This window comes from Serratia sp. HNCC26DJ244 (assembly GCF_057180565.1).
Window position 1 is genome coordinate 56067 of sequence record NZ_JBXUGO010000003.1, and the last position, 24085, is coordinate 80151.

Sequence of the window (24085 nt, forward strand, 5' to 3'; positions counted from 1 at the left end):
TCTTACAGTGCATGGCTGAACAAGTCGTGCATAATGCCAACTTTTAGCGCACGGCTCTTTCACAAGAGCCTTTCCCTAGACCGAATATAGGATTCGTATTCGGTCTTTTTTTATTCTATTGATTTGCAAAGATAAAAGCCATCGACATACGAAATCCCCACGAATTTCTGTATTCGGTCTTTTACAACTGGGCTCATCGAGTTACAAACGGTGTAATTACAGGGGAATGAGGGTGCTCATGATTCCGTTTATTAATTGCGCGCAGTATATACATCTGGAATAGTGACTCTTATAACGGGGTTTATCACTAAAGGAATTGGGGTATGAGTTGGGGCTATGCAGGGATATTTAACGTTACCAGGATAACAAAGGGTATTTTGATAACTATTCTGGTCGGCATGAACACAGGGCACTCATACGCAGCAACACTCGGTGAAATGCAGGAACTCTACGCCAGCCAGAAGCCTGGAACAGTGGTTGTCTGCAAAGGTTTAACTGAAATTCATATAGGTCAGGCAGAACCTATTCGCATTGAAGACCTACAGACGGGGATAGTACTGGAGAACGAAGGTGACCGCATGGTGTTTGATGTAACCTACACTCGGAAGAGAGTCGGGGAACAGGACCCTTTTAGTACGGAAAGATACCGCCTGACGACAACGCTGGAAAAAACGCGCCAGAAAATAGCCGTAGATCCCCAGACAATAGAGCTTTCATTACCGTATGCACGCTCCCTTGAGGAAAAAATGCTTGCCATGATGAAAGAACAGCCTGTTTTCTGGGAGGACTACAGTGTTTACCGTATCACAACATTGCCGGATTACCAGATACTACCCAGACCAGAGAAAGCAGATGAAGCTGTGACGTACTGTACCAACCGGGCAGCATCACAAAATGACCTGTAGCTGTCTGGCTGTAACCTGCAGCAGTGAGGGTAACGGATATTGCTGTATGTTAATTGCTGGGATCTTAAAAAATCAAACAATATCAGGCATATATATAGAAAACCTGATTTAATGCCAGTAGTATAAATGTTTGAACTCTCACTTAGTGACCCAGTATCCTGGCTAATCTTTATACTTGCTTGCTCGGCGTATTATTGGCCTATTACTGCCATCTGTGTTGTAGGGGCCCTAATTGGCGCTGCATTGCGCGTGAAATGGCTTACTTGGTTATGTGCAACACCGCTTTGTGTGTTCATTATCTCTGGGGCTATACTTTTACTTCGGATAGCGTCGGCTTAGATTTTCACCAAATACGCTAGGGAATATGGCTAGTTTTTCTGCGAGTATCGCTGGACGGATATAGCGCTTAGGAGCGACAGACGGCCATTCAATAATTGCTGCTAGATTCGAGATTAATCATCTCTATTAAGATCATGGGAATGTCGATATAAGTCTGTGACAGCACTATTACCGGTTTGATTAAATGCTAATCACGTATCCTTATTCACAGCATAACTACATTGGTGATTGGTTAAACCTGAGCTGAACGTCGGATTTATAAAGCTGACGCTCAGCGGAGTTAATAAAACCGACCTTAAAATTGGTGAAGTGACTGAGACTTTTCGCCAATTAACAGATTTTCAGCAGTGTACTGAACAGAGCCACTTATCGCGAGCTGAAAGCAAGCCTAGCTGCAAAGCATAAAAAGAGCCCACCAGTTGCACGATCCATGACTTTGATGACATGGCTTTTTTTCAGTATGCCGGATGCAAGCTGTGTGGAGATAATAAGGGTGACTGACCATAGGGTTCCGATCAGGACATGAATGCTGACAAGTATAAATGTCCAGATTAACGGGGAGTGCCCGGCAGGGATGAACTGAGGTAAAAACGACACATAAAAAATGCCCATCTTTGGATTGAGTACATTTCCCAGCATCCCTTTCACAAACCAGTTTCCGTTTGAAGATGTATGGCCATCATTCTCACTGAATGACGAGCGCGGGCGCATCAGAAGTTGTAAGCCTAACCAGCAAAGATAGACCGCCCCGCAGACCTTCAGAATTGTATAAGCAAGCTCTGAAACCGCAAGCAGGGCCCCAAGCCCGAGTGCGACAAGCGCACCCCAGATGAAACAGCCGGTATCAATTCCAAGAGCAGCCTGAAAAGCTTTCTTTCCCCCTTCGGCGCAGGCTGTCCGAAGGATGAGCGCAGTATCAAGACCAGGAGTGAGGGTAAGAAATAATGCTGCTAAAGAGAAAGCGAGAAGTGAGTCGGCGACAGACATTTTCTTTATCCGAAAGAGCGGATTTTACTTACCTATTTCTATTTGATCAACATCGTGCAAGATAACGTTAAAAAAACCACATAATACCCATCGGGCAACGGTCAGTTTATTACTATCGTTAAACATGGCAGGGTTAGCGCATTAGCGATGTAAAATATAACGAGCAAGGGAATTGCCACATTGAGCAGCAATTCCAACGGTGGTTGCACTGCTTAGCTATCGCCTCATATGAGCGAGGCATGGCACGCCTTCTGGGTATGATCTCAACTAATACCGAGCTCGCCAGAGAGTTGAATCTGGAACCGTGTACAACAGCGGTGAGCAGCCCGCAAAGTAACGGAATGGCAGAGCGGTTCGTGAAAACGATGAAGGAAGACTACATAAATAGTAATTAATTTATTAATCAATGAACTACAAATCTAAACTATGCTGAACAGCAGCCCGCAGGACTCTTGTCAGGGGGCGTTCCATTGGCCTCCACAGCCCAGGCCTAGCAACGGGACTGAATGTAAATGAACAATGGTCAGAACGCGATCTGCCACAATGTCATACCAACCATAAAAGCTAAACCCCGCCTCGTATTCATGATTAAGCGTATGCGTCAGGCTAAATGTAAGCTGCTGCAAGTGGGGATCAATATCACGCAGTTCAACACTGTGAAAATCCAGATGCTGTTGATGTTCACGCGGAAAAGCCTTATAGGCACTTTCTTTAGCGGAAAAAAGCAACAGCAGGATGTGGTCCAAAAGCAAATCGCTGGTGTTGGCCAATATGTCAATTTCCCGGGCAGAGGCAATGCACTGGCTTATCGTATCGAGAGCTATCTTCGGCGAGAGCGATTCAATATCTATCCCGACCCGGCCATGGTGCATTTTGATAACGGCGGCAGAAGCAAAATCGCGATCGTGGGAAATTGCTCCACGATAGGAAGAAGGCCAGGAGGGCGCTCGATTATCCGCCATCAGCGGCGCGCGTAGCGTGGTATCGAAATGCTGTAGTAATTTTTGAGCGCCAATTCGTCCAGCAAGATATTCAGCCTGACGTTGTTCTATCGCGTTCGCCAACTGGCGCGGGACCGGTACATCATAAATTCGAAAAGCATCTTCCAACGCGCCATTCCAGGCGAAACGAAATACGGTGAAATGGATGTAATCGGGTAAGACTTTCATTATCTGTTTTGTTTGATACCAGCAAATTTTCATGGCTGCTCCGCAGACTTACGTGTCAGATTGCGACGGAATGGTAAACCATAGAAGCAGCGAAGCTCGCCATCGCCAGCGATAGCCCACGATAAAAAAACACTGGCCATAATCGTGATTGCTGCAGGCCTTGTCGGGCTATCCCTTTCCCACAGGCAACCCATATAAAAGAGAGAGGCAACAGCGCGACAAAAACACTCAGCATTGCGGCAGTGAAAGCCTGAAGCTCTCTGAAGGCAATTGCAGGAATGATATATGTCGCAAAGACGAATGATTTAGGGTTAAACAAAGTGGTAATAAATATGGTTTTCATTTCAATTTTTGCCGGTAGAGTCTGTAATGAAAAACCCCAGACTTTAACGGCCAGCCAGGCAACATAGAATGCTGATAATAATTTAATAATACCGAGTAAAAACGTGCCGTGTTGAGCTAAAACACTCACAATAATGCCCCAAAAGGTGATTGCACAAAAGTACCCCCCCCATTCGGCAATGATCATTTTTATACTTGGCCTGATACCACTGGCGTAGCCTGAGAAAAGGAGGACAGTATTGGTTGGGCCGGGCATTACAAGCAACAATATGCCAGAAACCATAATTTTAATACAGTCACTCAGTAACATTTCAACCTCTTATACATTAAAAAATGAGAAAAATCAGATTGATAATCCGCGTTTAAATTCATGTGTCACTTTTAAAGCTATTTTCTTCCTTAAATGTTAATATGCTACCAATTTTATCCCGACAGTGAAGATTTAAAGATGAGTAATGCACAACAGGACGAACGCTTAAAAAAAACGTACACCAACATTGGTAATAACGTAAAACAGTTACGAATAGCTCGAAATCTTTCACTTAATGAGCTGGCAAAACTTTCCGGCGTCTCCAAAGCTACGCTGTCCACGCTAGAATCAGGCGGCTCTAATCCTCGCGTAGATACACTGGATTCTATCGCCAGCGCACTAAGACTTACTTTAGGAGATCTGCTCGGTAATAATAATGAGCGCTATCCCTATATTGAAAAAAATGCTGACTACAAAGGTGATTATTCCCAGGTAATGAAGTTTCGCATCGGCCAGGGGAATATCACCGAAATATGGCATTTACAAATGAAACCAGGTGTGGTTATCAACAGCCCAGCTCATGTTTCCGGGACGCATGAACATATCATCGTCCACCTTGGCACATTACTTCTGAAAATATCTGACAGTGAAAGCATTATTCTTCACTCTGGGGATTTTTATGCCTTCTCAGGTGATGTTAAACATGCCTATATTTGTGCAGATGATGCTGTAAGTGCGACGGTTATCATGTCTTACAGTACCCAAGGTTAATTTAGCAGGTTAGCGGCATTACTGTGTTACCCCTCTCCTGCCCACTCCATTTAAATATTAAAGACCTTATTCTCCCGTATAAAATGCATTGTTAGCTCGCTAATCTCATGAGCCTGTGCCTCTGAAATAAAATGCCCCCCAGAGATATCCTCCAGCCTGAATGGCTGGAGGGTACATTCTTGCCATTGTTCCGGTGGAGAAGGAAATAATGGGTCTTCTCTTCCGTAAAAGGCTAATACTGGGATATCATCAAGTGCAGCGCTATCTTCTTCGCTGATAGAATTAGCAACCTGCAAATCAGCAGATAGCACCTGCAAAAATTGCGCCAGCAAAATGGGCTCTCGCTGCAGCCAGTCAGGTAATTGCCCGAGATTATTAGCAAAATTAAGTAATGAATCTTTTGATATTTCACTGGATTCAGTAAAATCAAAAAATTTACGACAATGGATTGGCTCATTCCCAATCACCACGAGCATACTTTTCTGTCGAGCATCATAGAAACGGTATTTTTTTGCCATCACATAAGCGATGTAGGCGCCGAGACTATGGCCCATAAAAATTATCGGACAATGGCGCGGCAATTGTGGGCAAAAATCCTTAATCACCTGATTGATATCAGTTAGCAACGCCTCCTGACGGCGGCGTCCACGGCCAGGCATTTCAAACTTACTCACATTGAAGTTTGAAAAATGCTTTTCCAGCACATTAAGAGCGGCAGCATTCCCTCCGGCATGATGAAACATAGCGATATGTGGCAGTTCATTCATAGCGCTTCCCTTCAACAATACGCCCCAACAGAGCCGCACATATAATGACTCCGCCCCCTACTGCTTGCAGCAAACTAAGGGTTTCCCCCATGATGGCTATGGCAAACATAGCTGCAAAGGCCGGTTCGAGAGACAAGATCAACCCGACGCGCGTCGGACTGGTTATTTTAGCGGCATATAATTGCATTAGGAATGCAAATGCCGTCGCCAGCAGACTCAGAAAGAGAATCAACCCCCATGTCGAAATAGATATTTCGGGAATATATTGCAACGCTGTGGGTTCGGTCAGCACAATAGTAACTAGCCCAAGGGCAGCGACAACCAGTAATTCGATCAATGTGATATTGATTAGCGAGTAATCCTTACCAGCGGTCTGCCGACCAAACAGAAATATCTGAAAACCGCGAATCAATGCAGCCGATAAGATAAGAATATCGCCTTGATTGAACTCAATATTACCATTGGCGGTAAGGCTCAACATGCCGCCACCTGCAAGAGACATAAAACAGGTGAAATAGATGAATTTGCTTTGTTTTCTCTTGCCGATAAAACGTTCAAAAAAGGGAACTAACACCACTGATAATGCAATCAGGAAACCCGCATTAGCAGCAGAAGTGTGTTTAACGCCAAACGTTTCAAATGTCAGAATCGCATAAAGAAGCACACCAAACACAATCCCATTAATCACTTCACCGCGAGTGAAGCTGTTTAATCTGACACGAGTGCCAACAAACATAAAGGGAACAGCCAGCGCGAACCTCAGCATTAAAAACAAGGGGACGGAGACCCCTGCGTAGATAATAAGTTGCATCAAGGAATAACTTGCCCCCCATGAGAGGGCAACGGTCAATAACCCCAGGTCAATTATCCAAAGTCGGCTGCGTGGCGCCAGAATAGAATAATTAGACATGACATTCCTTTAGCGGGAGATGCCCGGCATCATAGCTTATCCGCAGCGTACCCTTTTTAAACTTTATCGCTTTAATGCTAAATGAGCTAATTTTTGCCAGATCATCCGTGTGCGTCCCGGCACAAGGCATAGCCTCTGATTGGTTAATCTGGCATAACCGGGTAGAACCCTCGAACCAACTGCGGATTTCCGCCCCCTTCTGCAGAAGCTGGCAAATAATGCGCTCAATTTCAGCCGCATACAGGCGGTCGGCAGGAATAGCTGAAGCATCAATGGCGCTAAACTCCACCCGCGACTCACCGGGGAAATGGTGCCCCCGGACAGCCATCCATCCGAACTGACGCATTTCCCAATTCAGTAAATGCCCGGCAGTATGCAGTGCGGCATGGTAAGCACGGGCATCTGCCGATACAACTGAAGAAACTTTTGTTTCTAGCGGTGGCGAAAAAGGAGACTGCGGATAAAGGACCACTAAGCCTGACTCCTGTTTTTTTACCACCACCGGGATGTCGTTAACCCACCCGAGATCTGCGGGCTGCCCGCCTCCTTGCGGATGAAAAATATTATCCTGTAGGGCAATCCATTGTCCTCCTTCATCAGCACCGGTAGCAATGACATCGCTTAATATATTAAAGCGATAAGTGTCCTCCAGATAACACTGGTTTTGTTGCATAGCGATAATCCTTATTTTATAAAGAAAGAGGAGTGAATTGATTCCCGAGCAAATTATGGGTTGCTATACGGTTATTAGCATTACGACTTTGGCCAGCAACAATCACGCAGCCAAATTTATCCAATGGGATATTACCGCCGTACTCATGCACATGATCGGTATTAGGATAAATATCTACAAAACTGGGTGCGTAGCGGGTAGCAAATCCCATCCGATAAATCTTATCAGAGATATTAGGATAGGAGGCATGCATTAACGTTGACCAAAAGATGACGCATTGACCGGCTTTCATTTCCAACGGGACGGCCTGTTTTTCATCTGGATGCCAGTCAGGATCTATTTGCAGGTCACGATAATCATAACCAAAGAACCCACGGCTCTTACCTTCCTTTTCAATATTATTGATAATATCACTTTGGTATTGCATTGATTTATTTTCATCATAATTCATTTTATGATGGGTACCAGGCATAATTTCCAGACAACCGTTCTCAATGGTTGCATCAGTAAAGGTAGTCCAGACTGTTAAGGTCCCTTTGCCAAACTGATCTTCAGTTTCTCCTGGCCAAAGAATTTGCGGTTTTCCACTGGCGTTGGCAAATGTATCAGCCTGATGCCAATCAGTACCCTCATCACCAGGGTATTTAGGGAAGAACTCTGTACGCCAGCACAAAACGTCATCCCCAAGAATATCTGATACCGGAGCCACAATTTTGGGATTAGTGACATGCTGGCTTAGTTTATTGATATCAAGATGGCGATCGTAATTAGATATATTTGTTGCCGCACCGTAAGAGTCTGAAGGGTAAGCAGCATTAGAACGATCTGGTAATTGCCGACGAACGGCATTCCAAATTTCAGCCATTTCTTCTGGAGAATAAATAGTAATTGGACCGATATAACCATTTTTATGGAAGCTGGCAATTTGCTCTTCAGATAAATGAATTTTGTTTGACATAGTAATCTCCAGTGAGTGATTGATTTTATTTAATGCTGTAAAATGTTTCGCTAAGCGTGCTGTTATATAGACGCTCCATGGATAACGTTAAATTGAATTCATTTCGTACACGCTCATTAAGTGCAATGGCAATCATGGAATGCCCACCAATATCAAGGAAATTATCTTCAGCGCTGACTGGTTTTTCTAAAATATCGTGCAGCCATGCAATATATTTTTGCAATGCAAGCACTTTTTCCTGTTCTTTATTGACATCATCTATATTAACTGCGTTCATAATTTACTCCACAGAAATTTTCAGGTGTTTTTTATCGATTTTTCCATTAATGGTTTTCGGTATAGCATCAAAACCGCGATAGCGAATAGGTCGCATATAAAATGGCAATAACTCCTTCGCCAATTTATGTAGCTGTTCAATAACAGATGTTTTATTGTCAGGTGAAGCAAAACAACAAACCAAATGATGGCCTAGAGTTTCTGAATGAGACGTTATGACAGAAATATCGATAATAGATTCGCACCTTGCAAGCACAGACTCAATCTCACCAATTTCGATGCGATAACCATTTATTTTTACCTGCTGATCGCAACGCCCCATATAAACTAACTTACCTGCAAAATTATATTGAACAAGATCCCCTGTACAATAATACCGCTCGGTATTATTATTTTTTCCTGCTAAAATAAATTTACCATTGGTCTCATTATTCTGGTTCAGGTACCCCGGAGTGACTTGCGGACCACAGAGAAGCAATTCGCCATAGCCTGATTGCTGATTACTATCATCAAGAGGCCGAATGAGGTAATCGAATCCAGGTAATAATTCACCGATAATCGACTCAGAGCGTTCCAGATCATCATTACTGATAATATGCCAACTTGAATGAACAGTCGTTTCGGTAATGCCGTACATATTGACCAGTAAAGGAGACGTCAGCCCAAAATGCTGCTGCCATTGTTTGAGCATCTGAAAATTAAGCCTTTCGCCACCAAAAACAACAAACCGTAAAGCCAATGAGCTATTCGGGAATTGACAGAGCCAGGGGGCATTAACGGAAAAAGCGCCTGGCGTTTGGTTAAGTAAAGTAATTTTTTGATCGTGAACGAGCTGTGCCAGTTTACCAGGGGTCAAACGTGTTTCATTATCTGGAATGACAAGCTTTCCACCATAAGCTAAAACTGACCACATTTCCCATACTGAAAAATCAAAAGCATAGGAATGAAAAAGCACAGTGGAATCATCTTCGTTAAACTTAAACACAGGCTCCGTTGCACGAAAGAGAGCACGCAAATTAGCATGGGTGATCGGAACACCTTTCGGGTTACCTGTCGACCCCGAAGTATAGATAATATATGCCAGGCCTTCCGGAACGGCCGCATTCAGTAATGAATCCGCAATAACAGATACCGATAGCATCTGGTATAGGCTTTTCGCCTGAAAGCCCGCAAAGTTTGAATGCCCGCTCTCATTGATAATCATGCTAGGCTGAGAATCATTCAGTATCAGACTATTGCGCGCTACTGGCGCATTACGGTCTAGCGGTACATAAGCAGCACCAATGAACTGAACCGCCAGAATAGAGGCGATTAACCCGGCACCTGGTGGCAGCTCTATTGCAATCCGGTCACCAGCGTGAACACCTTCATCCTTCAGGACCTGAACAATCCTGAGCATCCAGTCTCTAAGCTCGCCGTAGCTGAGCTCATGGTCGGGATCTTTGACCGCAACCCACTGTGGATATTTCCAGGATACTGCCCAAAAAAACGCAATCTGAGTTAACTCATCATCTGCCTGCGAATCAATGACTCTCATACAACACCTCATGTTCGCAATAAAAGTACAATAACGTAACAAAGTGAACAAATGTTTTTTTATTGTTAAATTCAACATAAACGTAACACGATATTAAATAAAGATAAATATTTTTTATATGCATTTTTTGCATAAGAATGCAAAAAAAAACGTTCGTTTTAATTTTAAGCCTTCTGCAACACTGCCTTGCAAGTGAAGCTATCAGGGGTTGCCTAAACATCAGGCAATGGATGCCAGCTACGATCCCTCTCAAAATCTCCGGGAAAGTTTAGCAATCTCTAACACTACTTTGGTTTGGCTGACCATGGCGCTAGCCCCTCCTTGAAGCTGAAAATCTTATTGCCTCCATTAGGCGAAAAGGTGCCAGGTTGGTCATTCTCGGTATCGCGGATTTATCAGAGCTGGCTTCCGAAAGCGATGGTGTATCCCGTATTGTGCTTGAATCTGTTCAGGAAATGTTGTTGAAGCTTGCTCTGCAACAGCCCGTGATGATTATGAATTACGGCGTTCAACGTAACGCCAGGGTGTTCAGCTCGCCAAAGCCGCTGGCAAATATTCTGGTCGAAAAGCTGACCTTACGACCCACGAGCGTATTATCACGCTTCGTCAGTCAGGTTTGACCATTGAGCGTACAGCCATCCTGGCTGGGTGCAGCGCAAGCCAGGTTAAACGCATCTGGGCTATTCACCAGTCCAAATTCAATCTGAATAATTGCATTTTTGCTAAGGATGGTATCCCGTGCCTGTTAATTTTCTTTCAGCAGAATAGCGTGAAAGTTATGGTAATTATCAGGGTGAACCGACAAAGGATATGTTGGCTCGTTATTTTCATCTGGATGATTTTGATCATCAGCATATTTCGTCAAAAAAGAGGCGGCCACAATCGCCAGGGATTTGCTGTTCAGCTATGTACTGTTCGTTATTTGGGATGATTTCCTGAGCTGTTCAAAAATATACTCGATGCAGTGACGGATTTTTTGGCCAAGGAATTACATATCGATAATATAACGAATGCCATAAGTCTCTACAGGGCAGGGAAACAATGGCGACAATATGTTGATGAAATAATCAAAATTTACGGATATACTGAATTTACCGATGCACGAGTGGGTTTTTCTCTATCGTGATGGTTATATGCTTTATGTCTTAGCTATCCCCTCATATGAGTGAGGCATGGCACGCCTTACAACACTGATACCGGTCATGGAGATTTACAGCAGTGCTACCACGTTATAGCGAGAAATAAAATAATATCGTCATGGACAAGTCAGATCATCAATTATCAATCTGCAACTCTTCAGGAATGGGATAAACCATTTTTTTGTGATCAAAGTCTATCAGGTACTCCTGTTCTATCTTTTTCCCCCAAGACTTACCTTTTGAGGTGATCTTCATAGTGAAGAAATCACTATCGCTTTCGATAAACTGAAATTGATTCTTTAGCTCATTCTCCACACAGGGAGATGTACTATCTTCTGAATCCTCACTGTCGCAAGCCCCCAAATTATCTGAATAACTGGGAAAAGTCGCCACGTTAATCACCTTGTCTCCAGACTTTACATAGAAGGAATTGAATTCTTGGGTATATCCCTGAAGCGAAAGACCCGATTGTAATACTACTGCCCATCTATTTTTACCCACTAACACTGCCACTGCATCACCCGAAATACCATGGCGTCCTGCACTTTGGATCATTAAACTGTGCGCTACAGGTTTATCGCCATCAAGGAACCAAATATCAAAATAGCCTGCACTAGCACCATAATTATTATCTTCATCACCATTACCGCACATCACCACGATACTTTGTTGCGCGGATAGCGGCTTATCAAGGCAAACATTATAGATAAACCCCGGTGCTTTTGATTGTAACCATCTTCCTTCCTCTTGATTGGCGCTAGCTTCATAGTATTTCGTAATAAATGATGCTGGTACCGCAACAGCAGAACCACTCATCAGGCCAATAACCAGTAATAGCACAATCTTATACATTTTCATTTTATCTCATCATTTTTAGCTTCTCGCACCACAAGACTCATTTGTGGCGAGATTCATAGGTTTGTCATGACATTTGAGGTCATGACGGGCCAGAAACGGCCAGAAGCAATCACCCCAGCATAGGTGTCAATCCACAATAAAGAGTTTTGCGCCTGTGGTCGTTCTGGACTGATGTGGCTCCGCATTATCACCAACCTGATAACTCATCCCCGCAGTTAAAATGAACTTACGACCATCTTCGAGCATTGTTTCTAGCTCACCTTCCAGGCAGAAAAGGATATGTCCTTTTTGGCACCAATGATCGGCAAGGTAGCCAGGGGTATATTCAACCATTCGTACCCGGATTTGATTCGGCTTTTCACCAAAGAATTGGGTGCGCCAATAAGCACTGCCGGTTTCCCCTGGGTGCTCGACTCTTTCGATTTTACTCCAGTCGGTTGTGCCAAAAGCAAATGCATCAATATTCATTTAGTTGCTCCATCCATGAGTAAGATCTTTCACACTCAGATTAAAGTGCTTTAACGATACGATGAGTGCATTTACAAATCAACACATTAAATTTTTTATAGTAATAAACTTGAATGTAGCCTCTAACACTCACCTATACAGGGACTCTACACTAACGTATTAAAATAAAGCTAGCCGAGGAATCACCCCATTGGACAGCAATTGATAATAAATGATAGCATAACATCATTATAATGATGATAGGACTCGATTATGAAGATTAAAGCTACTATAGGTGCGATGTTTTCACTATTACTCGTTGGGTGTGATTTAGAGAAAGAACCAGAGCGATATTCTCCCATATTGACAAATTTTGCTACACAACATAACTTTGATTCACTACGGGGAAATATAAAATCGTTTAATCAAAAATTGGTTAAGGATGATGGTGAATTACTTAGTGAGGTTTCAGGTGTTTTATCAAAAAATGGCTGTGTGCAATCACTGAAGGCCAATATCATATTCTTTGAATTACATGAAGATTTTATGATAGAAGGTGATTATTTAGTTGATGTTGAAAGTAAACAGAAAATAGCAAATGTAAATAAGGAATGTCGGCTTGTTGATACTGAAGTCTCAAAGTATGAATATAATAAAGATGGGCTTATTTCAAAGGTAACGACATTCGATCAGGGTTATGAATATATTGATTTTTACCAATACGATGATGACGGGCTACCTGCCAAAATAGATTCTGTTAACCCAAAAAGTACGCGAATGTTTTCTAGAAGTGAGAATAAAAAGAAAAGCTTTGATCAAACACTTCATTCAGTTTCTGAGGATAAAACAAGTGATACAGTAGAGAAAAAATGTGTTTATGATGATCACTATAATCCGGTTAAGTGTGACATAGTGGTTACTGAGGCTAACGGAGAGATTAAAAAGTTCAATATGATTTACAAAACCGAATACTATTAAGTGATGATGAATAAGCCTGTACACAATTTTATGTACAGGCAAATGCAAGAGTTGTTCACCGGCTCCTCTCAGGCTCTACTGCCTCTTTTTCCTGAAATTTTCATCATTTTTAACATATTCATATGAATCAAGAATTAATCCCGATATGCGTAGTATGTCTTCAGGCTTATCGATATAAATTCTTGACGAGTCACACTCGAGGCGAGCTCTTAAAACTTCATTTACAGCTATTTCATTCAATTCAATTGGCAGTTGTATTGATGGTTTCGTTTTTTTATCGAAGTATCTGACGATCCACCTATTGGCTTTGCCTTGATAGAGGACGTTGAAGTACGTTTCAGTATCTTTAAAGTGAATGTCAACACCATTGCCAACTATTGATGCTATTTTGTCGAATAAGACTCGTTCATTCGCAGTAGTAATTACATTTGGATTATCTGGATCTATGATATCCCCATGCATTTCAGTATCACTATTATTATCGATATGCTTTTCATCAATAATATCATCAAATTGACTCCTGGCTCCAGACAATCCTGATACAACCATAGCACTAACTGAACGCTCAACGGCTTGTTTTACGAGTGGTGTTATATTTTCAAGGAACCGCTGGTTAAGTTGCCTCTCTACATTTGACCGGCTAGCAACATATCTGACAAATTCTGGATCAACATCTCTTAAACTTGAGCTAATTGTTTTTGTAAAGGCAGAAAGGAATACGCTTTCTTCGGCTAGGGTTCTTAATGCTTCGGGTTTAAATTTATCATGCCTAAATCTGAATAATTGCTCTGCGTCTGATTCTGTAACTTCATCCATCCTTATCCTTAGGAATGGAGTTTGGTCCATAATGTTTTTTTCTTTTAAATCAGTGAAAAACCTCCATTCTAACCCATTGGTTATGGCTGATATTGTCACTTCAGGCGTTGAGTTAAAATATCTTGAAAGCTGAGGGCAATGATTCTCTATTTTTTCATTATATCCTTTAGCCTCAATAAACATGACCGGTAATCCTTGGCAAAAAAGAGCATAGTCAACACGTTCATTTGCTTTTGCGCCAGGGAAGTCAGCACCATATTCTGCTTTTACTTTTTGCGGGTCGTACGGGCTAAATCCAAGAACATCTAGAAAAGGAAGTATGAGAGCTTGCTTTGTTGTTTCCTCGGTTGCGCAATGTATTCCTACATTTTTGACATGTTCACTATGAATTTTTAGTTTGCTCTTAAACGTTTCCATTTACGTACCACCATGTGATTGATCATAATCCAATTGGTCATCAGAATACGCGCTACACTCCAACCTCCACAGAACAGCTTAATCTGGGTTCCGTTGCTACGCCGATAAGATGATCGCGAAACTTTCGCGAGTTGTTATCAGACATGATAAAACAGTTCCTTTGCTAATCAAATGCTGGAATTTTGTTCAGTGGTTTGCAGCGGTAAGAGTAGGCTAAGCCTTATGACTGTCACGTTTAGCGTTTCTGGCCACAATAAATATGTTCGATAGATGTTTGGGACGGCGTGTTACGAAAATGATTAACAGGTGGGGGGATCCTGTCATTTGCCCCCGCACGTATTCCTTTCCTCTGTTGTATGCGCCCTGACGCTTTTAGCGCCCAGCAAGCAGCATTGAAAGGCAACCTATCTTATCAGTCAACTCGACGCATTTTGTCTATACAATTGGCTAAAAATCATCAACATCCTAGAACGATGAAGAAGATAACTACTTATACGTGGGGGAACGGCAAAACAAAGGGAAGAAAGGACGGGCTTGGTGCAACCACCGGCAGCTAAAATGATTTCAATTTGTTGCTGGGCCCGCAGGTAAAATGTAGTAGCGGATTAACAAAAAATCAACAAAAAAATTATACTAATGAGTTTGAGCGACGTGGGTGATGCGTCTGTTGCTACGTTCCAAGGTGCGTATGCCAATCATGATGTCTTTTCGGTTGCCGCAGGGTGCACTACCACTGGGTTTACCGGCAATGATTTCGAAGTTGTGTTTTCTGTCATCCCTGTTGCGGATATAACCCCCATCAATGCCGACCACGATAGGTTTTCCCGGTCTGGGCTGTTTCCCCCAGTCACGGGGAGCGCCAAAAAGTGTGTCAGGATACGCCTCTACTTCAGCATCCAGTCGTTTCGCCACCTGGCATAGATGATTTCTGACGGTTTAGGCTCCCTCTGTTTTTTCGTCCTCTCTTGGTTAATGCGACACAACCGAACGTCCTACAGCCATTCCAGAATTCGATTGAACAACAGGCTGGCGATATGCTGTTTTTGGGATAAAAGTGACGTCACACACGGCCATTAAAGCGCATCCAGAAGTTGTTCACGTGTATACGTGCGGCCTAACTCGATGTCTTTTTCAGATAACGTCATCAGTTTAAGTAACGCAATGCTTTCATCCCGACGAACTCGATCGTCATAGGATTCAATAACGTAAGCAGGGCGGCCGTTTTGCGTCACGATCAGAGGCTCGCTCAAATCGAGTTTGGCCGCATTCTGTTTCAAGTAACTTATTGTTTCGGCTTTCATTATATCTCCAAGTTGGCGAAGATGAACCTGGCGCTACGCCGGTTTTCCCCATGCTGATCAATCCCTCAAGCCATTCTTGCGATACACCAGCCAGCGGTGACTTGAAGTCACGCTTTAATCACTGTGACGCCTTTTTCTTCAATACTACGGACCCAACTTTCTTCGGTGTCGTTATCAACCACCACCATATTGATTAACCCAATGTCGCCAATAACAAATGGTGACGCAGTATTGATCTTCTCGGCGGAGGCCAACACGATCGTTTCCGCAGCTCTGCCGGAAAATGCACGTTTGATGCACGCTTCTTCATAGTCACCGGTGGTTAATCCCGCCTCGGGATGAATGCCGGTGACACCCATAAAGAAAATATCGGCATGAATGTTACCGATACCTTCGATGGTGGCCGCGCCGACAGTGACAATGGAGTGCTTGTACAGTCGCCCGCCAATCAAAATCACCTCGATGGACGGATGCTCTATTAGCCCCAGTGCAATGCTCGGGCTGTGTGTCACCACAGTGATGCACAGGTCGTCTGGGAGATAGGTAATGAGTTCTGACGTGGTGGTTCCGCCATCAATAATCACCACCTGACCTGAAGAAATCAGCTCAGCTCCTTTTTGGGCAATCTTCTTTTTAGCTTCTGTTTTTAAGGATTTACGCTCGGAAAATGTCGCTATGGCTGATGATGACGGCAAAGCGCCACCGTGCACGCGTTGTAAACGGCCTTCTGATGCAAGCTCGCGTAAGTCCCGCCGAATAGTGTCCTCTGAGACGTCAAATCGAATACTCAGATCTTTCGAAAGAACCTGCCCGTCAACCTGCAGCTGTTCAAGGATGAGTTGTTTGCGTTGACTTGTAAGCATGAGGCTGTTCCTGATATTGCATGTTTTATCTTGATTATGCACGAAAGTGCGGTTTATGATGATAACTCTACGTACAGAGGAGCCACTATGCAACCAAAACGTGCAGAAATACGGATCGTCGACAGCAAGGATCTGTCCGATGATTGGTATTCTCTAAAGAAATACACCTTTGATATTCAGCGGCGAAACGGTGAATGGCAGCGTCAGAGCCGCGAGGTTTACGATCGGGGTAACGGGGCCACGATACTGCTATACAACCGTAACAGGAAAACGGTGATCCTCACCCGTCAGTTTCGTTTTCCCGTGTTCATCAATGGTCACGATGGCTATCTGATTGAGGCGGCAGCAGGTCTTCTTGACAACATGGACCCCGAAAGCCGCATAAAAGCGGAAGTAGAAGAGGAAACTGGCTTTCGCATTTCCTGCGTTCAGAAAGTTTTCGAAGCTTACATGAGCCCGGGGTCGGTAACGGAAAAGCTCTACTTTTACATTGCTGAATATCATGCGGAAGACAAGGCAAGTGCGGGCGGTGGAATAGCGGCCGAAGGGGAGGATATTGAAGTGCTTGAGTTGCCCCTAGACGCTGCGCTTGCCGCAGTTGAAAGCGGTCTGATCGTTGATGGCAAAACCATCATGTTACTTTACCACGTAGCCCTGAAGGGGTTTTTCTGAGGTACCAATGACTAAACAACTGATTTTAATTGCAGGCCCATACCGTAGTGGAACGGGAGGCCAACAAGAACTTATTGATGCTAATCTCGCCCGGTTGGAAAACGCAGCACTGGCGGTATACCAGCGAGGGCACATTCCGGTTATCGGCGAATGGCTGGCGTTGCCTTTGGCGAGAGCGGCAGGTTCTAAATCTATCGACGATGAGATAGGCGAATCGATGATCTATCCGGTTGCCCACCGGCTTATTACAAAATGTGATGCCATTTACCGCATTGAAGGCGCTTCTAAAGGTGCCGATAGGGATATCGACGTTGCACGCCAGCATGGGCTCACTATTTATACCTGTTATAAAGACATCCCCTTAGCATGATTTGCCGTTCCACTGCCGGCAAATATCCCGGCAGTGTGAAGGAACACCGATGTGGTAGACATTTTGCCTATGGGATACTTAACCCAGGCTGATTTTATGACATAATCCCCCTCAATATTCCACTTTGCATACATTGATGGACGCTCGGCTAAAGAGCAATTCATGATGGGGTTGCCCCTCGTCAGGGTTTTGTGGTTCAGGCTCGGGCGCCGATGATTTTTGATAAGAAAAAGAGAACCCATGGACATGGCTACCTATCAGCTCCTTTGGATTTAATAATCAATTATTACTACTAATTAAGTTTCAAGGCATAATAACTGATACCATCCCATCCAGTTTTTCCTTGGTATTTTCCCACTTTGGCATTACCTGGCTCATTAGGCGGTAGAACCGCTCGCTGTGGTTATGCTCGGCAATGTGGCAAAGTTCGTGAAGAATTACATAGTCGATACACTCGCGGGGGGCTTTGACCAAGTGCGGGTTCAGAGTAATTCTGCCATTAGGTGAACAGCTACCCCATTGGGTTTGCATAGTCAGTATGCGTAGCGGCGGCCGTTCATTTACCCATAGAGTTTGCCCAAGCATTGCTTCGAGGCGCTTAGCGAAGGTTTCCTTGGCCCTAGCTTTGTACCATCCAGTTAGTAGCTCTTTCACCTTGTCGGTTGACTTTACTCGTACCGAAACTTCCAGCTTGCCGCGTAGCATTTTTACGCCTTGAACTTGTTCAGGCGCTTCAATTACTTTCAGTAGATACTGTTTCCCCAGGTAGTAATGGCTCTCGCCGCTGATGTACTGGCGAGGGGTGTTAAACTGAAACTGTTTGCGGAAGTCTCTAAGTTGCTCGTATATCCAACGTCCACGTTTTTTAACAGCAGATAAAACCGCCTCGCTGTTAGCATCCTCGGGGGCTGATACTATTACCCGGCAATCTGGATGAACCTTTATCAAAACTTTGCTAGTGGCTTGCGGGCGTTTAACTCGCTCAAAAGTAATCTGCTCGTCACCGTAGCGGAAGTTCATGGTCTGGCCCGCTTTCGTGGATTGAGGTTTTATCGGCACATTCATCTGGTTATACCCGTTCAAGCACCGTTTAAGCCCACACGAGTGATCTGAACAATCATCTCAACAATCTTTTTGGCCTGATCCATACCGCCGCCAATGGCTTTGCATTCCTGGAACATACGAGGCAGTAGCTTCTTACGAATTTCTGCTTCGATATTTTGCGGGTTGATGGAGTTCTCCGCGACAGAGGTTTCTACCGCCTGGTCAATTTCAAAGGCGACTTTAACCCACTTATCCTGAACTTGCTGATCCAGCACAGCTAAGGCTTCCGGTAGCACCGTCTTGAATACACCAAAGTAAGCCTGAGCATGGCGATTACCGGCAAACACATCGGGTATATCGTTCAAGCGCCTGTTCTGTACTTGCTCTTCAAACTCACAGAACAGCATGTACTGTTTCAGCGGATGGTCGAATAGTTTTTCAGCCTCTTCGATGGCTTGCCGCAGCAATTTAGAGAAGGCTTCCTGGGCGTAGGGGTCATCCCGTAGTTCTTGCTCAATCATCCGTGTAACACGGGTTTTGATGATGTCGGTTTCGTTGCGGGTTTTGTCCTCGCTCCAGTCTTCCGGCTGTTGCTTCTGGCCCATCTTACCCACTTCATACACACCGTCGGGTTCTTTTATTTCTACGCCTACCACATGCTTATCCAACAGCTTTTTCACTTGCTCGGAATATTCGTCGTAGTCGATTTTTTCTCCAGCATCTTGTTGTACCAATTGACGCAAGCTGGAGAATTGTTTCACCGTTTCTTTGTAGTGACGGCGATCCTGGTCGCTAAAGCTCTTATCTTCAAAGAAGGTGGCTGATTGCAGTGCTATCTTCAGGCAACTGGCGAAGGCCGTTAGGGCTTCATAGAAGTCCTCACGTACTTTCAGGTTCACATCGACCAGCTCTCCATCGCGTTCTTCAATCTTCGGAACCAGAACCTGACGCAATTGCTCGATGTCGTTCTTGTTTTTCACTCCATCGAATATAGCCCATAGTTGTTTATAGAGCTGTGGCAGGCGCTTGTATTCGGTACTCATCTGGTTGTAGAGGCCCGCAATATCATTGATGTCATAACCGCCCTGAGTACGGGAGGCCAGATCCTGGTATTTCTGAATGGTGGTATCCAGTTCGGCCAGAATGCCGCGATAGTCGATTAGCAAGCCGAATTTCTTTTTCGGATGCAGTCGGTTTATCCGTGCAATCGCCTGGATCAGGTTGTGTTCTTTCAGTGGTTTGTCGATGTACAGCACCGCGTTTTTCGGCTCATCAAAGCCGGTGAGCAGCTTATCGACTACGACCAGTATCTTCAGTGAATCGTCTTTATCGAAGCGCTCGATCAGGTGTTTGGTGTAAGCCTGTTCATCCTGGCTGCCAACATTATCCTTCCACCATTTTGTGACTTCCGGTGTGGTGGCTTCATCCACAGCGGTATTGCCTTCACGACTATCCGGCGGACTCATCACTACGGCAGATTCAAACAAGCCAGCTTCGTCGAGATACTTTTTGTATTTGATGGCAGAGGCTTTGCTGTCGCAGGCTAACTGGCCTTTTAAACCATCGTCGATGTTCTTTACGAAGTGGTTGGCAATATCCAGGGCAATCAAACGAATGCGGTCATCCGCACCGTATACCTGGCCTTTCTTGGCAAACTTGCGCTTTAGGTCGGCTTTTTGGTCGTCTGAAAGCTCCTCAGTAATACGCTCAAACCAACTGTCGATGGCACGTTCATTCACGTCTAAATCGGGAATACGCTCTTCGTACAGCAGCGGCGTCACTGTCTGGTCCTCCAAGGCGCGTTGCATGGTATAAGCGTGCACAATCGGGCCAAACTTATTAGTGGTCTTGTCGTCTTTCAGCAGAGGCGTACCTGTGAAGGCCACAAAGGCGGCATTGGGCAGCGCCTGCTTCATACGGATATGATTTTCACCGCCCTGACTGCGGTGGCCTTCATCAATCAGCACAATGATGTCGGAGCTGTGGTTCACACACTCCGGCATCTTGGTAGCGGTATTAAACTTCTGGATCAACGAGAAGATAATCCGCTCCGTACCTTTACCAATCTGTTCAGCTAGGCGTTTACCAGAGGTGGCCATAGCCGCTTCTTTATCTTTTTTACCTGCTAGCTCACCGCCAGAGGCAAAGGTTTTGCTAAGCTGGGTTTCCAGGTCTACCCGGTCAGTCACTACCACAATACGGCATTGCTTTAGGCTTTCGTGCAGGATCAGCGCCTTACTTAAAAACACCATAGTGAATGATTTACCCGAACCCGTGGTATGCCAGATCACACCACCTTCACGGCCACCGGTGAGGCTGCGGGTATTGATGCGCTCAATCAGTCGCTTGATACCAAACACCTGCTGATAACGTGCGACGATCTTGCCTGCCTTTTTATCGAATAGGGTGAAGTAACGGATCATCTCCAGTAGCCGGGTAGGGCTTAACAGGCTGATCAGCAGTTGATCCTGGCCAGTAACCGCCAGTTCACCCGCAGTGGTCAGGCTCTGGTACCAATCCAAGTCTTTTGCTGGGCGGTGGCTGAACAGGCTTACCAGTTGCTCGTCTTTGAGCTTTTTGTTTTTGATGGCGTACATCTCAGCATCAGAGATGTCTTCTTCACGCCAGACGGCCCAAAACTTGGCAGGTGTGCCACAAGTACCATAGCGTCCCTCGTTGCCGTTTATGGATAGCAACATCTGGCTATAGGTGAACAATAAGGGGATTTCATCATGGCGTTGGTTACGCAGGCTTTGCGAAATACCTTCGTCAATGGTCGGGCCTTTATTCGCATTGCCATCCGGGCGCTTGGCCTCAATTACTACCAGAGGAATACCATTTACAAAGCAGACGATATCAGGTCTGCGCTTGTCTTGAAATGACGCGCCGACACCGCCCGAGCGGGTAACGGTAAATTCTTCGGTAAATACAAAGCTGTTATTGGCTGGTTTTTGCCAGTCAATCAGCGCAACTGTCGGGTTAGCTTTTTTACCATCGACAAACTCAGTGACGGAGATACCATACAGCAGGTGGTTGTACAGGCGCTCATTGGCCGTTAACAGGCCTTCGTTTAGTGCAGGGCTACATACCTCGGCAATCAGGTTGTCGATAGCCTTTTCAGATAGCGGATAGCTGTTACCGGCAAAGGTAAAAGTACGCTTTTGAAGCTCACCGCGCAGCACCTGCCGTAAAATCACTTCATCAGCCTTACCACCACGGGCAGCTAACGCGAGTTCAGGCGAGAGGAACGACCACCCGAGGTTGGTCAACAACATCAGGGCTGGTAACTTGGCACTGTATTCTTCCTGAAACTTGGGGGTGTATTGTGTCATTCGTTGTCTCTCTTCAACCCCTGATACCCGAGGTGCAAAATTAATTAACCAATAAGTAATTCGTATATACATTTGGAGGTTTTGTTTTTTATCCACTTATAAACAGTGATTACGTTCCATCCAAACATTGTGCCCATAAAGATGAAAATGCTAGTAATGAATAATGCTGAAATTGCCAGAAAGCTTTTTTTATAGGTCTGAATAATAGAGTTATTTACCATTTCAATGGGTAAGTTAGTGTAAGTAGCCCAAAAAACACATAAAATCAACAAAAAGCAGAATAAAGCAGCTACTGCTATGCTGATGTTATCGGAAATTTTTCGAACATTGCTAAGCTGATTTTCTTTGGCAGCAACTTTACTCTCTAGTTCATTAATTTCAGATTCCTTTTGATCCCTTAACAGTGAAATTTCAGTGTCTTTTTCTCGGGCATACCTTTGCTTTATCTTTTCTACTATTTCAAATACATCTTTCTCTGTGAAATCCTCACCAACATCAACAGATACATCATGTATTAAACCTAATAAATCCGAATCCCATCGGACAATTGCAAAGTCGTCTTCAGTGATTTTTCCTTTTATCTCAAGTAATTGCAATTTATCAATAAATGAATTCCAGAATCGGTCATCTGTGTATAATAGGCCATACGCGGAAGCAATAATCTGATCCATTGGCAGTGTGCTAAACATATCTGGATTCTTGAGCCAGAAGATAGCCGTCATCCATTGCTCTGAGACAACTAGTGGAATATATTTCTTTGTTGGTATTTCATTTTTGAAATATTCATTTGCATAGTTCACTAGGCCCGTATTTGGCGTAACGAAAATAGCCATCTTTTGATTGAGGTCACTTATTAGTTTTCCCTCTCTAAGGCTGTATATTCGAGAGATACATATAGTGTCATGCTCAAGATTTTTGCTACCTTTAAAGTTTGCCGATATTGCGGATTCTAATGCCTTTTCATCACACTGATATCTTGGGTTGGTTTTGAATCCAGAAACAACTGTTATTCCTTCTTTCTCAATCCTAGATTTAAGAAGCTTTATTTCTGTGTCCAATCGCTCAGCGTCATATCCTTGTGAACGGAGTAATTCCAGCGTCTTAGAGTTAAACTTTTCGTAGTTTTTCTTTCTTAAATCATCCCTCCAAGCACCTAGAAGCATTTCGGCTTCATCAAGAGATTTATCAAATAGACGCAATTCTATACCGACTTTCTTTAAGAGAGAAATAAACTCATTTACAGATTTCTTTTTTTGATTGCCACTAAATCCGAGCATGCCAATAATAATTGGTGTGTCGAGGTACGCTGTAATCGAGTTAAATTTTTTCTTGCTGCCAATCTTGTCTGCTAGGCAGAGATAATTAGCTAAAACCATGCCTTTGACAAATCTTGAAAAGTGATCAAGTGTAGATGATTTAGTTTTATGTATATGGCTTATAAACGATGCTGTAACATGATCAGTATTTTTTATCTTTGACCTTAGTTGGCCTTTTTCAAATCTATTGTAGGTTGCAACAGATGATATGTTTTTTTCAACAAACTCTGTTATTAGAATGTCGCACTCACTATCTGTTATTGATTTATCAAAATGATCTTTTGCAAATGTTTTGAAGTCATTTCTCAATATTTCGAGGGACGCTTCAATATCATCCTTTTTTTCATGATATCCATTTTTCCACTTATCAACTTGATCGCAATTTTGGATGAATACGTAATTTTCCCTGTAAAGTAGTTTCCTTTTTTTTGCCCTAGTCATGAAAACTTGTATTGCAGATATTGGCGGCGTAATGCCAAAAGACTGCGTAAATTTTTCCTGTAAAAGGACTGGTGTGACTTCTTCGCCTGGGAGCTCAGACAACGTAACGGCGATAAACGGCAAAAATAGATCTATCTCATCAGATATTTTGTTCGCCTTTAGTGACTCAAGCAATGCAAGATGTATAAGTGGACTTCTGATTTCCAT

The 24085-nt window shown here is 43.9% G+C and carries 25 protein-coding genes and 1 pseudogene; 8 read left to right on the plus strand and 18 right to left on the minus strand.

Translation table 11 applies throughout. The features are described 5' to 3' along the window. Window positions 1–323 precede the first annotated feature (323 nt). Window positions 324–905: a hypothetical protein gene (locus AC2A06_RS03330; RefSeq protein ID WP_484379344.1), complete on the plus strand. Its 582-nt coding sequence runs from the start codon at window positions 324–326 to the stop codon at window positions 903–905. A gap of 705 nt (window positions 906–1610) precedes the next feature. Here the strand turns inward: AC2A06_RS03330 and AC2A06_RS03335 are convergent. The 3 genes from AC2A06_RS03335 to AC2A06_RS03345 all read right to left on the minus strand — a co-directional run bounded on the left by AC2A06_RS03335 (window position 1611) and on the right by AC2A06_RS03345 (window position 4052). Further along, the gene (locus AC2A06_RS03335) at window positions 1611–2231 is read right to left on the minus strand and encodes a LysE family translocator (RefSeq protein WP_484379345.1); all 621 of its coding nucleotides are present in this window, start codon (window positions 2229–2231) and stop codon (window positions 1611–1613) included. Window positions 2232–2686: 455 nt separating this feature from the next. Further along, window positions 2687–3433, minus strand: a complete 747-nt coding sequence (locus AC2A06_RS03340) for a 4'-phosphopantetheinyl transferase family protein (protein ID WP_484379346.1) — start codon at window positions 3431–3433, stop codon at window positions 2687–2689. Window positions 3434–3455: 22 nt separating this feature from the next. After that, entirely contained in the window at window positions 3456–4052 is a 597-nt protein-coding gene (locus AC2A06_RS03345; protein ID WP_484379347.1) for a LysE family translocator, read from the minus strand. A 138-nt stretch (window positions 4053–4190) separates the two neighbouring features. Between AC2A06_RS03345 and AC2A06_RS03350 the strand changes: the two genes are divergently transcribed. After that, window positions 4191–4763, plus strand: a complete 573-nt coding sequence (locus AC2A06_RS03350; RefSeq protein ID WP_484379348.1) for a helix-turn-helix domain-containing protein — start codon at window positions 4191–4193, stop codon at window positions 4761–4763. Between the two features lie 50 nt (window positions 4764–4813). Here the strand turns inward: AC2A06_RS03350 and AC2A06_RS03355 are convergent, their stop codons facing one another. The 6 genes from AC2A06_RS03355 to AC2A06_RS03380 are packed head-to-tail and all read right to left on the minus strand — an operon-like array spanning window position 4814 to window position 9884. After that, window positions 4814–5530, minus strand: a complete 717-nt coding sequence (locus AC2A06_RS03355; RefSeq protein ID WP_484379349.1) for a thioesterase II family protein — start codon at window positions 5528–5530, stop codon at window positions 4814–4816. Further along, window positions 5523–6440, minus strand: a complete 918-nt coding sequence (locus AC2A06_RS03360; protein ID WP_484379350.1) for a DMT family transporter — start codon at window positions 6438–6440, stop codon at window positions 5523–5525. Before AC2A06_RS03360 ends, AC2A06_RS03355 begins: the two co-directional genes overlap by 8 nt. After that, window positions 6433–7113 carry a hypothetical protein gene (locus AC2A06_RS03365; RefSeq protein ID WP_484379351.1) on the minus strand — a complete coding sequence of 227 codons (681 nt, stop codon included), beginning with the start codon at window positions 7111–7113 and terminating at the stop codon, window positions 6433–6435. The genes AC2A06_RS03360 and AC2A06_RS03365 overlap by 8 nt, the downstream gene beginning before the upstream one ends. Window positions 7114–7129: 16 nt before the next feature. Beyond that, window positions 7130–8071 (minus strand): chlorinating enzyme, encoded by a 942-nt coding sequence (locus AC2A06_RS03370; RefSeq protein ID WP_484379352.1) that lies wholly within the window; start codon window positions 8069–8071, stop codon window positions 7130–7132. 25 nt (window positions 8072–8096) lie between these two features. After that, complete coding sequence (locus tag AC2A06_RS03375; protein ID WP_484379353.1) at window positions 8097–8348, minus strand: acyl carrier protein; 252 nt, start codon at window positions 8346–8348, stop codon at window positions 8097–8099. Window positions 8349–8351: 3 nt separating this feature from the next. Further along, on the minus strand, window positions 8352–9884 hold the full coding sequence (locus AC2A06_RS03380; RefSeq protein WP_484379354.1) for an amino acid adenylation domain-containing protein: 1533 nt from the start codon (window positions 9882–9884) through the stop codon (window positions 8352–8354). 368 nt (window positions 9885–10252) lie between these two features. Between AC2A06_RS03380 and AC2A06_RS03385 the strand changes: the two genes are divergently transcribed. The 3 genes from AC2A06_RS03385 to AC2A06_RS03395 are packed head-to-tail and all read left to right on the plus strand — an operon-like array spanning window position 10253 to window position 11010. Beyond that, a complete protein-coding gene (locus AC2A06_RS03385; RefSeq protein ID WP_484379355.1) occupies window positions 10253–10504 on the plus strand; it encodes a hypothetical protein in 252 nt (83 codons plus the stop codon). Beyond that, entirely contained in the window at window positions 10501–10815 is a 315-nt protein-coding gene (locus tag AC2A06_RS03390) for a hypothetical protein (RefSeq protein ID WP_484379356.1), read from the plus strand. The genes AC2A06_RS03385 and AC2A06_RS03390 overlap by 4 nt, the downstream gene beginning before the upstream one ends. Window positions 10816–10848: 33 nt before the next feature. Beyond that, window positions 10849–11010 (plus strand): hypothetical protein, encoded by a 162-nt coding sequence (locus tag AC2A06_RS03395; RefSeq protein ID WP_484379357.1) that lies wholly within the window; start codon window positions 10849–10851, stop codon window positions 11008–11010. A 148-nt stretch (window positions 11011–11158) separates the two neighbouring features. On the opposite strand, the gene AC2A06_RS03400 is transcribed toward AC2A06_RS03395, so the two are convergent. Together AC2A06_RS03400 and AC2A06_RS03405 are read right to left on the minus strand one after the other, a co-directional pair. Next, window positions 11159–11881: a hypothetical protein gene (locus AC2A06_RS03400; RefSeq protein ID WP_484379358.1), complete on the minus strand. Its 723-nt coding sequence runs from the start codon at window positions 11879–11881 to the stop codon at window positions 11159–11161. 126 nt (window positions 11882–12007) lie between these two features. Next, on the minus strand, window positions 12008–12349 hold the full coding sequence (locus AC2A06_RS03405; protein WP_473197904.1) for a DHCW motif cupin fold protein: 342 nt from the start codon (window positions 12347–12349) through the stop codon (window positions 12008–12010). Window positions 12350–12601: 252 nt separating this feature from the next. Here AC2A06_RS03405 and AC2A06_RS03410 point away from each other — a divergent pair, with 252 nt between their 5' ends. Then, window positions 12602–13306 (plus strand): YnfC family lipoprotein, encoded by a 705-nt coding sequence (locus tag AC2A06_RS03410; RefSeq protein WP_484379359.1) that lies wholly within the window; start codon window positions 12602–12604, stop codon window positions 13304–13306. Window positions 13307–13381: 75 nt separating this feature from the next. Here the strand turns inward: AC2A06_RS03410 and AC2A06_RS03415 are convergent, their stop codons facing one another. The 4 genes and pseudogenes from AC2A06_RS03415 to AC2A06_RS03430 form a co-directional block, all read right to left on the minus strand. Further along, a complete protein-coding gene (locus AC2A06_RS03415; protein ID WP_473197903.1) occupies window positions 13382–14539 on the minus strand; it encodes a type I restriction endonuclease in 1158 nt (385 codons plus the stop codon). A gap of 738 nt (window positions 14540–15277) precedes the next feature. Beyond that, window positions 15278–15475: pseudogene (locus tag AC2A06_RS03420) on the minus strand (ISKra4 family transposase); the annotation flags it as partial. 137 nt (window positions 15476–15612) lie between these two features. After that, window positions 15613–15840, minus strand: coding sequence for a type II toxin-antitoxin system Phd/YefM family antitoxin (locus tag AC2A06_RS03425; protein ID WP_484379360.1), 228 nt, complete (start codon window positions 15838–15840; stop codon window positions 15613–15615). 107 nt (window positions 15841–15947) lie between these two features. Next, the gene (locus AC2A06_RS03430; protein WP_484379361.1) at window positions 15948–16703 is read right to left on the minus strand and encodes a DeoR/GlpR family DNA-binding transcription regulator; all 756 of its coding nucleotides are present in this window, start codon (window positions 16701–16703) and stop codon (window positions 15948–15950) included. 87 nt (window positions 16704–16790) lie between these two features. Between AC2A06_RS03430 and AC2A06_RS03435 the strand changes: the two genes are divergently transcribed. Continuing rightward, window positions 16791–17375 carry a GDP-mannose pyrophosphatase gene (locus AC2A06_RS03435; protein ID WP_484379362.1) on the plus strand — a complete coding sequence of 195 codons (585 nt, stop codon included), beginning with the start codon at window positions 16791–16793 and terminating at the stop codon, window positions 17373–17375. A gap of 7 nt (window positions 17376–17382) precedes the next feature. Continuing rightward, window positions 17383–17745 carry a DUF4406 domain-containing protein gene (locus AC2A06_RS03440; protein ID WP_023491750.1) on the plus strand — a complete coding sequence of 121 codons (363 nt, stop codon included), beginning with the start codon at window positions 17383–17385 and terminating at the stop codon, window positions 17743–17745. A 303-nt stretch (window positions 17746–18048) separates the two neighbouring features. Here the strand turns inward: AC2A06_RS03440 and AC2A06_RS03445 are convergent, their stop codons facing one another. The 3 genes from AC2A06_RS03445 to AC2A06_RS03455 are packed head-to-tail and all read right to left on the minus strand — an operon-like array spanning window position 18049 to window position 24085. Then, the gene (locus AC2A06_RS03445) at window positions 18049–18810 is read right to left on the minus strand and encodes a M48 family metallopeptidase (protein WP_484379363.1); all 762 of its coding nucleotides are present in this window, start codon (window positions 18808–18810) and stop codon (window positions 18049–18051) included. A gap of 14 nt (window positions 18811–18824) precedes the next feature. Next, window positions 18825–22121: a type I restriction endonuclease subunit R gene (locus tag AC2A06_RS03450; protein WP_484379364.1), complete on the minus strand. Its 3297-nt coding sequence runs from the start codon at window positions 22119–22121 to the stop codon at window positions 18825–18827. A 44-nt stretch (window positions 22122–22165) separates the two neighbouring features. Then, window positions 22166–24085, minus strand: a complete 1920-nt coding sequence (locus tag AC2A06_RS03455; protein WP_484379365.1) for a hypothetical protein — start codon at window positions 24083–24085, stop codon at window positions 22166–22168.

Bases quoted from the DNA above. Each gene is read 5' to 3' on its own strand.
- AC2A06_RS03330 (WP_484379344.1), top strand. From the start codon at position 324: ATGAGTTGGGGCTATGCAGGGATATTTAACGTTACCAGGATAACAAAG.
- AC2A06_RS03335 (WP_484379345.1), bottom strand. From the start codon at position 2,231: ATGTCTGTCGCCGACTCACTTCTCGCTTTCTCTTTAGCAGCATTATTT.
- AC2A06_RS03340 (WP_484379346.1), bottom strand. From the start codon at position 3,433: ATGAAAATTTGCTGGTATCAAACAAAACAGATAATGAAAGTCTTACCC.
- AC2A06_RS03345 (WP_484379347.1), bottom strand. From the start codon at position 4,052: ATGTTACTGAGTGACTGTATTAAAATTATGGTTTCTGGCATATTGTTG.
- AC2A06_RS03350 (WP_484379348.1), top strand. From the start codon at position 4,191: ATGAGTAATGCACAACAGGACGAACGCTTAAAAAAAACGTACACCAAC.
- AC2A06_RS03355 (WP_484379349.1), bottom strand. From the start codon at position 5,530: ATGAATGAACTGCCACATATCGCTATGTTTCATCATGCCGGAGGGAAT.
- AC2A06_RS03360 (WP_484379350.1), bottom strand. From the start codon at position 6,440: ATGTCTAATTATTCTATTCTGGCGCCACGCAGCCGACTTTGGATAATT.
- AC2A06_RS03365 (WP_484379351.1), bottom strand. From the start codon at position 7,113: ATGCAACAAAACCAGTGTTATCTGGAGGACACTTATCGCTTTAATATA.
- AC2A06_RS03370 (WP_484379352.1), bottom strand. From the start codon at position 8,071: ATGTCAAACAAAATTCATTTATCTGAAGAGCAAATTGCCAGCTTCCAT.
- AC2A06_RS03375 (WP_484379353.1), bottom strand. From the start codon at position 8,348: ATGAACGCAGTTAATATAGATGATGTCAATAAAGAACAGGAAAAAGTG.
- AC2A06_RS03380 (WP_484379354.1), bottom strand. From the start codon at position 9,884: ATGAGAGTCATTGATTCGCAGGCAGATGATGAGTTAACTCAGATTGCG.
- AC2A06_RS03400 (WP_484379358.1), bottom strand. From the start codon at position 11,881: ATGAAAATGTATAAGATTGTGCTATTACTGGTTATTGGCCTGATGAGT.
- AC2A06_RS03405 (WP_473197904.1), bottom strand. From the start codon at position 12,349: ATGAATATTGATGCATTTGCTTTTGGCACAACCGACTGGAGTAAAATC.
- AC2A06_RS03410 (WP_484379359.1), top strand. From the start codon at position 12,602: ATGAAGATTAAAGCTACTATAGGTGCGATGTTTTCACTATTACTCGTT.
- AC2A06_RS03415 (WP_473197903.1), bottom strand. From the start codon at position 14,539: ATGGAAACGTTTAAGAGCAAACTAAAAATTCATAGTGAACATGTCAAA.
- AC2A06_RS03425 (WP_484379360.1), bottom strand. From the start codon at position 15,840: ATGAAAGCCGAAACAATAAGTTACTTGAAACAGAATGCGGCCAAACTC.
- AC2A06_RS03430 (WP_484379361.1), bottom strand. From the start codon at position 16,703: ATGCTTACAAGTCAACGCAAACAACTCATCCTTGAACAGCTGCAGGTT.
- AC2A06_RS03435 (WP_484379362.1), top strand. From the start codon at position 16,791: ATGCAACCAAAACGTGCAGAAATACGGATCGTCGACAGCAAGGATCTG.
- AC2A06_RS03440 (WP_023491750.1), top strand. From the start codon at position 17,383: ATGACTAAACAACTGATTTTAATTGCAGGCCCATACCGTAGTGGAACG.
- AC2A06_RS03445 (WP_484379363.1), bottom strand. From the start codon at position 18,810: ATGAATGTGCCGATAAAACCTCAATCCACGAAAGCGGGCCAGACCATG.
- AC2A06_RS03450 (WP_484379364.1), bottom strand. From the start codon at position 22,121: ATGACACAATACACCCCCAAGTTTCAGGAAGAATACAGTGCCAAGTTA.
- AC2A06_RS03455 (WP_484379365.1), bottom strand. From the start codon at position 24,085: ATGGAAATCAGAAGTCCACTTATACATCTTGCATTGCTTGAGTCACTA.